12 protein-coding genes are annotated in these 9904 nt (G+C 73.3%); 9 read left to right on the top strand and 3 right to left on the bottom strand.

The genetic code is table 11. The features are described from left to right. Positions 1-40: 40 nt before the first annotated feature. A complete protein-coding gene (locus ACWEMJ_RS26095; protein ID WP_452139559.1) occupies positions 41-205 on the bottom strand; it encodes a gallidermin/nisin family lantibiotic in 165 nt (54 codons plus the stop codon). A 268-nt stretch (positions 206-473) separates the two neighbouring features. Here ACWEMJ_RS26095 and ACWEMJ_RS26090 point away from each other — a divergent pair, with 268 nt between their 5' ends. Genes ACWEMJ_RS26090 through ACWEMJ_RS26065 form a run of 6 tightly spaced genes read left to right on the top strand, consistent with a single transcriptional unit; the run spans position 474 to position 4881 of the window. After that, on the top strand, positions 474-1022 hold the full coding sequence (locus ACWEMJ_RS26090; RefSeq protein WP_452139558.1) for an RNA polymerase sigma factor: 549 nt from the start codon (positions 474-476) through the stop codon (positions 1020-1022). Next, positions 1019-2011 carry a hypothetical protein gene (locus tag ACWEMJ_RS26085; RefSeq protein ID WP_452139557.1) on the top strand — a complete coding sequence of 331 codons (993 nt, stop codon included), beginning with the start codon at positions 1019-1021 and terminating at the stop codon, positions 2009-2011. Before ACWEMJ_RS26090 ends, ACWEMJ_RS26085 begins: the two co-directional genes overlap by 4 nt. Positions 2012-2052: 41 nt before the next feature. Beyond that, the gene (locus ACWEMJ_RS26080; RefSeq protein WP_452139556.1) at positions 2053-2739 is read left to right on the top strand and encodes a hypothetical protein; all 687 of its coding nucleotides are present in this window, start codon (positions 2053-2055) and stop codon (positions 2737-2739) included. Next, positions 2736-3578, top strand: a complete 843-nt coding sequence (locus ACWEMJ_RS26075; RefSeq protein WP_452139555.1) for a hypothetical protein — start codon at positions 2736-2738, stop codon at positions 3576-3578. Before ACWEMJ_RS26080 ends, ACWEMJ_RS26075 begins: the two co-directional genes overlap by 4 nt. Positions 3579-3625: 47 nt before the next feature. Next, positions 3626-4513, top strand: coding sequence for an ABC transporter ATP-binding protein (locus tag ACWEMJ_RS26070; RefSeq protein ID WP_452139554.1), 888 nt, complete (start codon positions 3626-3628; stop codon positions 4511-4513). Next, positions 4510-4881, top strand: coding sequence for a DUF2511 domain-containing protein (locus ACWEMJ_RS26065; protein ID WP_452139553.1), 372 nt, complete (start codon positions 4510-4512; stop codon positions 4879-4881). Before ACWEMJ_RS26070 ends, ACWEMJ_RS26065 begins: the two co-directional genes overlap by 4 nt. 49 nt (positions 4882-4930) lie before the next feature. Here the strand turns inward: ACWEMJ_RS26065 and ACWEMJ_RS26060 are convergent, their stop codons facing one another. Continuing rightward, the gene (locus tag ACWEMJ_RS26060) at positions 4931-5674 is read right to left on the bottom strand and encodes a hypothetical protein (protein ID WP_452139552.1); all 744 of its coding nucleotides are present in this window, start codon (positions 5672-5674) and stop codon (positions 4931-4933) included. Positions 5675-6096: 422 nt separating this feature from the next. Between ACWEMJ_RS26060 and ACWEMJ_RS26055 the strand changes: the two genes are divergently transcribed. Next, entirely contained in the window at positions 6097-7716 is a 1620-nt protein-coding gene (locus ACWEMJ_RS26055; protein ID WP_452139551.1) for an LCP family protein, read from the top strand. A gap of 7 nt (positions 7717-7723) precedes the next feature. Here the strand turns inward: ACWEMJ_RS26055 and ACWEMJ_RS26050 are convergent, their stop codons facing one another. After that, positions 7724-8014 carry a hypothetical protein gene (locus ACWEMJ_RS26050; protein ID WP_452139550.1) on the bottom strand — a complete coding sequence of 97 codons (291 nt, stop codon included), beginning with the start codon at positions 8012-8014 and terminating at the stop codon, positions 7724-7726. Positions 8015-8222: 208 nt separating this feature from the next. On the opposite strand from ACWEMJ_RS26050, the gene ACWEMJ_RS26045 reads away from it, so the two are divergent. Both ACWEMJ_RS26045 and ACWEMJ_RS26040 read left to right on the top strand, forming a co-directional pair. Continuing rightward, positions 8223-8807, top strand: coding sequence for an RNA polymerase sigma factor (locus ACWEMJ_RS26045; protein ID WP_452139561.1), 585 nt, complete (start codon positions 8223-8225; stop codon positions 8805-8807). A gap of 13 nt (positions 8808-8820) precedes the next feature. After that, positions 8821-9729: a CU044_5270 family protein gene (locus ACWEMJ_RS26040; RefSeq protein ID WP_452139549.1), complete on the top strand. Its 909-nt coding sequence runs from the start codon at positions 8821-8823 to the stop codon at positions 9727-9729. Positions 9730-9904 lie beyond the last annotated feature (175 nt).

Here is a 9904-nt window from a genome sequence, read left to right as displayed (position 1 = left end):
GGCGGGGCAGACCCCGCCGCACGCCGGATGTGCCGGTCCGTCAGCAGCAGTACGAGCAGTTGCTGCCGCCGCCCGGGCTGGTGCAGCCCGGGGTGCAGAGGGACAGGCTGGTGATGTTCGGAGTGGCGATCTCGGTCTCGACCTCGATCTGGGCGTCGAGCTCGAAGAAGTCCTTGATGTCCTGGTCCATGGCCTGGATGCCCATGATTCCTCCTCGTCGTCAAATACGCGGACTGATCGGACAGTTACCGGCTTGCGGCGAATCCGGCGGGTTTCGGGGAATCGCCGCCCTGCCGGTGGTTCGATGGAACGGGGCGCGAGGAGATCCGCACAAGGGACTGCCGCCGATCTGGCAGCTCCGGCAGTACGGGCCGGTACCCCCTGCCGGTCCGGCCCGGGCCACGGCCGGCGGCGGGCGGCGAACGCGTTCCGGACGGTGGTGAACCGCACGGTGAAAGGCTGCTACGTACCTCATGGTGTTATCCGACGAGATGCTGTTGGCCGAGGTCGCCCGCGGTGACGAAGGAGCGCTGCGGCAGCTGTACGAACGGCACGCCGCGGCGATGTTCCGCCTGCTCGGACGGCTGGCGCCGACCCGGTCCAGCGCCGAGGAGATCCTCCAGGAGGCCTGGCTGGCCGTCTGGCAGTCGGCAGGCAGCTTCCGCGGCGACTCCTCGGCGGTCGGCTGGCTGCTCGGCGTGGCCCGCCGCCAGGCGCACAACCGGCTGCGACGGGTGGAGGCGGTGACGGTGGAGATCGACGAGGCCCGCGAAGTGGCCGACCCCGGCGTGGACGTGGCCGAACAGGCCCTCGCCCGCGCCTCCCGCGAGCGGATCGCAGCGGCCATCGCGGCCCTCCCCGAACACCACCGGGAGGTGGTGATCCTCGCCCTGGTGGACGAACTACCGTACCGAGACGTGGCGGCGGCCCTCGACATTCCGGTGGGAACGGTGAAGAGCAGAATGGCGCATGCACGAGCGGCACTGGCCCGCGCGCTGGCGGACGAGCGGGTGCGGCCGTGAACCGGACCGACCACCTGACCGAGGAGCAGTTCGTCCGGGTGTCCGGCACCGACCCGGCCGCCCGGCTCCACCTGGCCGCCTGCGCGCCCTGCCAGGACCGGGCCGACTCCTGGGCGCGGCTCGCCGGGGCCGCGGCCGACGCCGACCGGCTGCTGACCCGGGAGACCGCCGCCCCGCCGTCCTTCGACGCGCTGCTGGGCGGCGGGCTGCTCCCGGCCCGCGCGCCGTCCTTCGACGCGCTGCTCGGGGGTCAACTCCCCGCAGCAGCAACGGAAGTGGCCGAGTCGGCCGCGACCGGCGCACCCGCCGACCCGCCCCGCCGCCCCGCGGACGCGTCGCCCTGGAGCCGCGGCCGGTCCTGGCGGATCGCCCGCCAGGTGACGCTGCGCCAGGCCGGCATGCTGCCACGCTCGCTGGGCCCGATCACCTTCGCGGGCCTGCTGCTCGCCGCCGCCGTGGCGCTGCTCAGCCCGCCCGGGTACGCGGACCGGCTCGGCGCCGCCGCGATCAGCCTGGTGGTGCTGCTCGGCTCGCTGGGCGTGGTCTCCGGCCGCCGCGACCCCCGCAAGGAACTGCTGCAGGCGCTGCCGGTGCCTCCGGTGTCGGTGTTCCTGGCCCGGGTGACCCTGGTGCTGGCCGCCGACCTGGTCGGCGGCCTGGGCGTGTCCGTGGCGTCCGGCCTGCTCGGCGGGCCGTCGATCGGGCAGGTGATCGCCGGCTGGCTGGGCCCGGCGCTGCTGTCCGCCGGGCTGGCCATGGTGGTGGCGGTCTGGAAGGCGCCCTGGCTCGGCCTCACCGCCGGCGGCGGGCTCTGGCTGGGCGGTACCTTCGTCACCCTGCCGCACACCGGCCGGCACCCGGTCGGGGTCGGCCGGGTGCTGGTCGAGCTGTGGACCACCGGGCCGTTGACGGTCGTCGGCGGGCTGCTGCTGGTCGGGTGCGCGGTCCGGCTGGTCGCGGTGCCGGGCCGGGCGGTGCGCGAGGGCTGAGCCCTCCGCGACGGTTCGCCGGAAAAACTCTCCGGCGAACCGTGAACCGATCCGTCGCCGCCCGCTACGTACTGGGCATGACGGAACGAAAGATCTGGATGCACGAGGCCCGCCGCTGCGGGCCGGCGGCGCTGGGCCTGCCGCTGGCGGCCGCTCTCGGGGTCGTGGCGCTGTCCGTCGCGGTCGGCGGCGGCGACCACGCCGACGCCAGGAGCACCGGGATCGGCGTGGTCCGGGTGCTGGTGAACGTCTTCCCGGTGGCCGCCGGACTCGCCGCGGCCACCGCCTCGGCCCGGGACCGGCTGATCGAGGTCCTGCTGACGCTCCCCACCCAGTACCCGGCGGTGGTGCGCCGCCGGGTCACCGTGGTCACCGCCCTGGTGACGCTGTCGGCGGCGGCGGTGATCACCGTCCTGGCGCTGTCCGGGCAGTGGATCAACCCGGCCAAGGGGCCGGTCGCGCTGCTGGTGCCGCTGGGCCCGGCGTTCTTCCTGATCGGCGCGGCGCTGTTCGCGCAGGCCGTGCTGCGCTCCACGGCCGCCGCCTCCACGGTGGTGATCGCCGCCTGGCTGTTCCAGGTGATGCTGTTCGACACGTACGTCACCGCCTGGCTGGAGAACAAGATCCTGCTGGTGCTGTTCGGCGCCGTGCTGGCGTTCGCCGGGACGCGACGGCTCGCCGACAGCGAGCGCCAGCTCGCCCGCACCGCTCCCGGGGGTGCGCAGTGACCACGCCCACCGTCTCCGACACCGCCCGCAGCCGCCGCGCCCCCCGGGGCGGGACGTTCGGCAGCGCGCTGGCCGTCACCGCCCGCTACGAGTTCCGGATGGCGACCCGGGCCAAGGTGCTGTGGTTCGCCGTCCTGCCGCTGCTGGGGATCGCGACGCTGGTGCTGATCACCTCGCCGCGGATCGGCGCCGAGGACTCGGCCACCGCCAAGGTGGCCGGCTGGGCGGTGGTGCTCAACCTGGTCACCACGGTGGGCCTGGGCGTGGCGCTGGCCGACCGCTTCGTGCGGATCCGCGGCCTGGGCCTGACCGAACTGCTGGAGTCCACGCCGGCGAGCACCACCGGGCGGATGGCCGGCACCCTGCTCGGCTCGCTGGCCGCCGCGCTCGCGCCGGTCGCGCTGCTGATGGTCGTGGCCGGCGGCTGGTTCGCGGTCGCCGACCGCTCGCCCGCCGCGCTGGGCTGGGCGGTGGTGGCGTTCCTGACGGTGATCGTCCCGGGTGCGCTGCTGCTGTCGACGTTCTCCTCCTCCGCCGCGCTGTGGGTGCCGCTGCCGGTGGCCCGGGTGCTGTCGGCGCTGCTCTGGTTCTGGCTGACGGCCTTCAGCAGCAGCGTCGTCCCCACCCCCTCGCCGACCGGCACCCTGTTCTCGCCGCTCGGCGACTACGTGGCGAACGGCTGGATGGGCGCCACCCGGATCTGGGCCGGCCGGGGCCACCCGCGCGGGCTCAGCCCGCACCCGAGCGCCGGGTGGGCGGTCGCCAACCTGGCGGCCGTGCTGCTGCTCACCGCCGTGCTGTTCGCGATCGCCCGCGCCACCCAGCGGATCCGCCGATGACCGCCCACGCCTCCCCCCGACCGTCCTCACCCAGGAGCCACCTGTCCATGGAAATCTCCGTCCAAGGCCTGACCAAGGAGTTCAAGGGCTCGTTCCGCGCCCTGGACCACCTGGACCTCCAGCTGCACGGCGGGATGGTCGGCCTGCTCGGCGCCAACGGCGCCGGCAAGACCACGCTGATGCGGATCCTCACCGGCACCGTGCAGGCCACCTCCGGCAAGGTCACGGTCGGCGGCCACGACCTCTCCACCGCCGCCGGACGCACCGCCGTCAAGCGGTCGCTCGGCTACCTGCCGCAGGAACTCGACATGTACCCGGACCTGACGGCCCGCGAATTCCTCGACTACATCGCCCTGTTGAAGGGCATCGACAGCAAGTCGGCGCGGCGCGCGCAGATCGCCGAACTGCTGGAGCGGGTGGCCCTCACCGAGGCCGCCGGCCGGCGGGTCGGCGGTTACTCGGGCGGCATGAAGCGCCGCCTCGGGATCGCCCAGGCGCTGCTCGGCGACCCCGGCCTGATCATCGTGGACGAGCCCACTGCGGGCCTCGACCCCGAGGAGCGGATGCGCTTCCGGGCGCTGCTGGCCGGACTCGGCGGCGACCGCACGGTGATCCTCTCCACCCACATCCTGGACGACGTCGCGCAGACCTGCCCGGAGGTGGCGGTGCTGACCAAGGGACGCCTGGTGTACCACGGTGCGACCGAGGGCGTGGTGGCGGCCGCGAACGGCTACACCTACACCGTGACGACGGCCGGACCGCCGCCGGTCGGGGACCTCGCGGTGGTCAACGCCCAGGCCTCGCCCGGCGGAACGGTCTACCGGGTGGTCACCGAGATCCCGCCGGCCGGCTCGGTGCCGGTCGAGCCGACCCTTGAGGACGGCTACGTCGCGCTGATGCGCCGCGGGCGCTCCGCCCAGGGGGTGTCCCGATGAGCGCGATCACCCGCCGCGGCGCGGTGGCCGCCGTCCTGCTGTCGCTCGCCGTGCTGACCGGATGCGGGGCGGTGGGCGGCGACCCCAAGGCCGGGAAGACCCCCGTCCCGCTGCCGGCGCCCACCGCCACCCGGCAGGACGTCGCCGAGGAGAACTTCGTCCACCTGTGGCCGTTCAAGGTCGACAAGGGCGCCCTGGAGTGCCGGGACGGCAAGGACGCGCTGTTCGTCGCGCCCGACGGCAAGGAGTACGCGCTCAACGACCAGGCGAAGAGCGACGGCTTCGGCGACATCGGGCCGGTGCACGACGAGGACGTCAGCCTCGGCGCCGTCCGCAGCCAGGCGCTGCGGCTGTGCGGTCTGAAGTAGGCAGCCGGCGGCGGGCCTCCGGGCGGGCCCGCCGCCAGGGGCTGCGTCGTCAGGACGCGAGCGGGTCGGGCGACCGCCGGCGGGCGGAGACCGCGCGCAGCTCGTGACGGCCGGACACGCCGTACGCCGAGTACAGCCTGCGCGCTCTTCGGTAGGTCGAACGCTCGGAGCAGAACAGCTCGTCGGCGATCCGGGAGATCGGCAGCGGCCCGCAGAGCAGCCGGAACAGCTCCGCGTCCTCCTCGTCGGCGGCCGCGGGCGGCGGCGGCGCGGCGATCGGCCCCGCCGCAGCCGCCGGGGTGGAACAGCCGGCCAGGGTCAGCACCCGGTCGGCGACGGGCCGGGCGAGCTGGGCGGCCAGCGCCCGCAGCACCGCCCGGTACTCCTGCGGAGGGATCAGGACGTTCAGCACCGAGGCCGCGCCGGCCTGGATCGCGCGCTGCGTCCCCTGGCCGACCAGGTCCGCGACCACGCCGAGGTGGGTCACCAGCGGATGGGCCTCGACCAGCTCCCGCAATTGATCGATCTGGAGATCGTTCAAGGCCGGAACGACGGCGATCTTGCCGCCCCCCGACAATGCCTCGCCGACATCCGCGGCATAAACCCAGCGAACCGGGAAATCCGCCACCAGTCGAGCGTAGGGGGCGGCCGTCCGGCGCAGCTGCTCGTGCACGACAAAGCCCGGACAGTCATACACGTACTGATCTTCGGGTCGCTCTCGGCGGTCGATTTCGTAGCGCGCTCGGAAGCTTCCGACCTGCGGGTTCTCGCTGCACTTGAGCAACTTGCGCATACGTCCCTCCGATTCTACTGGAGGGCAGCTCCGCGTCACCGGAAATTCCGCATGATCCCCCAGTGCATGGTGGCCCGTTCTCCCCGAAACTAATCGGCGATCCTAGGGTCGAGCCATGGACGCGTCAATAGATATTGACGCGATTCGAGTATGTCCACTATTCATCCGATCCATTGCGGGCCGTGTGGGTCCGCGATGGAGGTTCTGTGCACAAATGCAACGCCGAATTCCGGCTGACGCGGACCGGGGCCCGGGGAGGCGGGCGTCCCGGTGGGCTGTTCGCACCCCGCGTGCAACATCTGAGGGTCTCTGTGCATCTATTAGGGGGAGAAAAGCTCGGAAGGGCCGGGCGACGGGGGTGCGATGTGATACGCGGGCAGGCCGGGGCCGTCGAGCCGGCAGCGGGCGGGGACCACGGCAAGGTGCCCCGGCAACGGTCCGGGGGCGACGGCGGGCGGGCCGGGAGCCGGCGGGCGGCGAAGAAGGAGCGCAGCCGCCGCCGACGGGCGTTGAAGATCGTCGCCTGGAGCGTGGCGGGCCTGGTGGTGGTGACCGTCGGCACCGGCGGGTACCTGTACATGCGCTACAACGGCAACATCAAGTCCGCGCCGCTGTACGCGGGGGCCGACGGGGGCGACGCCGGGCACGAGGTGCCGGACGAGTTCGGGCGCACCCCGATCAACGTGCTGGTGATCGGCTCGGACTCGCGCGACAACCCGGAGGACTGCGCGATCGGCGGCGACTGCGGCCCCGGCGCCAACGCCGACGTCCAACTGCTGCTGCACGTCTCGGCGGACCGCTCCAACGCCACCGTGATGAGCATCCCGCGCGACCTGATGACCGACCTGCCGCAGTGCATCGACGAGAACAAGAACAAGTCCAAGGGCGGCCGCGGCCAGATCAACTCCACCCTGGCGTACGGCCCCGGCTGCACCGTGGCCGCCGTGCACAAGCTCACCGACATCCCGATCGACCACTTCGTCAAGGTGGACTTCGTCGGCGTGATCAAGATGTCGGACGCGGTCGGCGGCGTCCCGGTGTGCGTCAGCGACAACGTCTACGACCCTTACTCGCACCTCAAGTTGAGCCAGGGCAAGCACACCCTCAAGGGCATGGCCGCGCTCCAGTTCGTGCGCACCCGGCACGGGTTCGGCGACGGCGGCGACCTCGGGCGGGCGAGCGCCCAGCACGCGTTCCTCGGGTCGATGATCCGCGAGCTGAAGAGCGCCGGGACGCTCACCGACCCCGGCAAGGTGCTGTCGCTGGCCGACGCCGCCACCAAGGCGCTCACCGTCGACCCCGGCCTGGACGGGATCACCAAGCTGGTCGGCCTGGCCGACGACCTGAACAAGGTGCCGCCGTCCCGGGTCACCTTCACCACCATGCAGACCGAGACCGACCCCCGGGACGAGAACCGGCTGGTGCCCGGGCCCGACGCGAAGAAGCTGTTCACGACGATCAAGAACGACCAGTCGCTCAGCGCCGACCCGTCCGGGGCGAGCAGCGCGCCGTCCTCGCCGCCGCCCGTCCCGCCGTCCGAGCAGCCCGCCTCGCCGCCCGCCAACGGCACGGCCCGCAACAGGATCGCCGTCGTCGTGAAGAACGGCAGCGGCACCGAGCGGCGGGCCACCGAGCTGGTCGAGGTGCTCAAGGGGGCCGGCTTCTCCCGCGAGACCACCACCGGCAAGAACACCCCGGCCGAGCACACCACCGTCCGCTACCCGGCCGGCAAGGAGGGCGACGCCCAGCAGGTGGCCGCCGCGCTCGGACTGCCCGCGGGCGCCGTCGAGGCCGGCAGCGGCAGCTCGATCGAGCTGCTGATCGGCACCGACTGGAAGCAGGGCGCCAGCTACCCCGCCACCGGACCGGCCGCCCCCGCCGACCCGGCCGCCGCGCTCAAGGGCGCGGAATCCACCACCGCCGACAACGACAACACCTGCGTCCAGGTCAGCCACGAGAACACCGTCAAACTCAACGGCCACGGCATGACCCCGATCAGGGCGTTCGACCTCAGCCCGGACATCCCGGTCTCCGCCCCCTGACGCCCACTCAGTCCCGACCCCGGTGGCAACCGCACCCCACCGGGGCCGGGCAGGCCGCGCAGACTGCGGACGATCGGTCGTGGCGCAGGACGGCGCGGGCGGCGTCGATCTCCGCGGAGGTGAGGGGATCGTTGTCCGCTTCGAAGGCGGTGACGATCTCGCGGAGCCCGTCCATCGCCCTCCGCTGCTCCAACGCCTCGGCCGCGTAGGCGGAGAAGCCGCCCGGGCCGACCTGGCTGCGTACGGTCTCCGCCAGGTCCTCGGGCAGGCCGGCCGAACACTTCTTGCTACCGCTCATGCGCGCCATCCTGCCGTCGAGGGCACGAGGCTGCGCGGAGGTGGCGGCCCGGTGGTGTGTCCCGGGAATTCGTCGGCGGATCCGGCGAACCGGTTCGGTGCGAGGTGGCAATAGAGGGAGGAAGCACAACGGCACGCCACCGCGAAGGAGAACCGATGTGCAGGACCGACCAGACACCGCCGGGCCGCCGGGCGGGCCGGTGACCGCGCTGCTCGGCAGGGACGCGCCGGCCCGGGACGGGCTGGACGACGACGCCGAGGTCATCGGGGCGTCGCTGGCCGCGCCCGACCGGTTCGGCGAGATCTACGACCGCCACGCCGCCGCGGTGCACCGCTACCTGGCCCGCCGGGTCGGCGCCGTCGTCGCCGACGACCTCACCTCCGAGACTTTCCTGTCGGCGTTCCGGATCCGCGGCCGCTACGACCGGGGCCGCTCGGACGCCCGCCCCTGGCTGTACGGGATCGCCACCAACCTGCTGCACCGCCACCAGCGCACCGAGCGCTCCGGCTACCGGGCGCTGGCCCGCAGCGGCGTCGATCCGCTGGCCGCCGCCGACGACCACGCCGACGCGGTGGCCGCCAGGGTGACGGCCGGCGCCCAGGCCCGGGAGATCGCCGGGGTGCTGGCCCGGCTGACGGCGAAGGAGCGCGACGTCCTGCTGCTGTTCGCCTGGGCGGAGCTGACCTACCACGAGATCGCCGAGGCGCTGCGGATCCCGGACGGCACAGTCCGCTCCCGGCTCAACCGCGCCCGCCGGCGGCTGCACACCGCACTCGACCACCCCACGTACTGACGGAGGATTCCCCGTGGACGAGATCATCCGGCTCACCGAGTTCCGAGCCGACACCGCACCCATGACCACCCACGCCCGCCTCCGGGGCCGCCGGCGACTCGCCGACGCCATCGCCGGGCAGCCCACCGCACGAGGGGGCCGACGCCTCACCACCCGCCGGCTGCTGGTCGCCGCGGCGCTCACGACGGCGCTCACCGCCGGCGTGGTCGGAACCCAGATCGCCGGCCCCGGCGCGACCGAGTCCAGCGCCCGGGCGGTCTCGGCGCTGAACCTCGCGGCCGACGCGCTCGCCGACGCCCCGCGGCCGCGGCCGGACCAGTTCGTCTACCTGGACGTCCTGCACACCGTCGACGGCTCGCCGGCGACCACCGGCCGGACGTGGCACTCCGTCGACGGATCGCAGCAGGGCCTGACCCAGTGGGGCGAGGGGAACCCCTCCCTCACCGTCCCCCCCAACGAAGCCGGCCCCAGCCTGATGCTGGCCCCCTACAGCGCGCTGGCCGCCCTGCCGACCGATCCCGACGAGCTGCTGCGGCGCATCGAGGCGGACCCGTCGGTGCAGCAGGAGCAGGCCACCGGCCAGGTGAGCCGCGAGGTGGCGGTCTGGTACCTGATCCGCACGATCATGGACAGCGCCTGCCCCGCCCCCCAGCAGGCCGCGCTGTTCCGGGCCGCGGCCAAGCTGCCGAACATCTCCTACAGCGCGGACGCGACTGACGCGCTCGGCCGCCGCGGCGAGGCGGTGTCCATGCTCGACCCCCGCACGGGAACCGTCCAGCTCGTCCTGGACCGGACCACCCACGCCTTCCTCGGCGAACGCATCCTCGGCAGGCCCGGCTCGGCCGACGAGGGCAAGGTCGTCTACAGCAGCGCGGTCCGCCAGGTCGCGATCGTCGACGCGCCGGACCAACTGCCGTCCTGAGGCCGGACCCCGGCGGCTGTGGCGCGCCGTATTGCAGCACCGGTAGAAGAAGGCGGTTCCGCGGCTTCGCGGGGCCGCCTTCCGGTCTTGGCGGGGCGGGATAGGGGGCCGATAGCCGGGTCGGTTCGGGGCGATAGGGGGTGGCTGGAAAGTAGTGCTCACAAGAGGCGAACCT

It is taken from the genome of Kitasatospora sp. NPDC004531, assembly GCF_053602195.1.
This window is presented reverse-complemented; position numbering and strand designations above follow the sequence as displayed.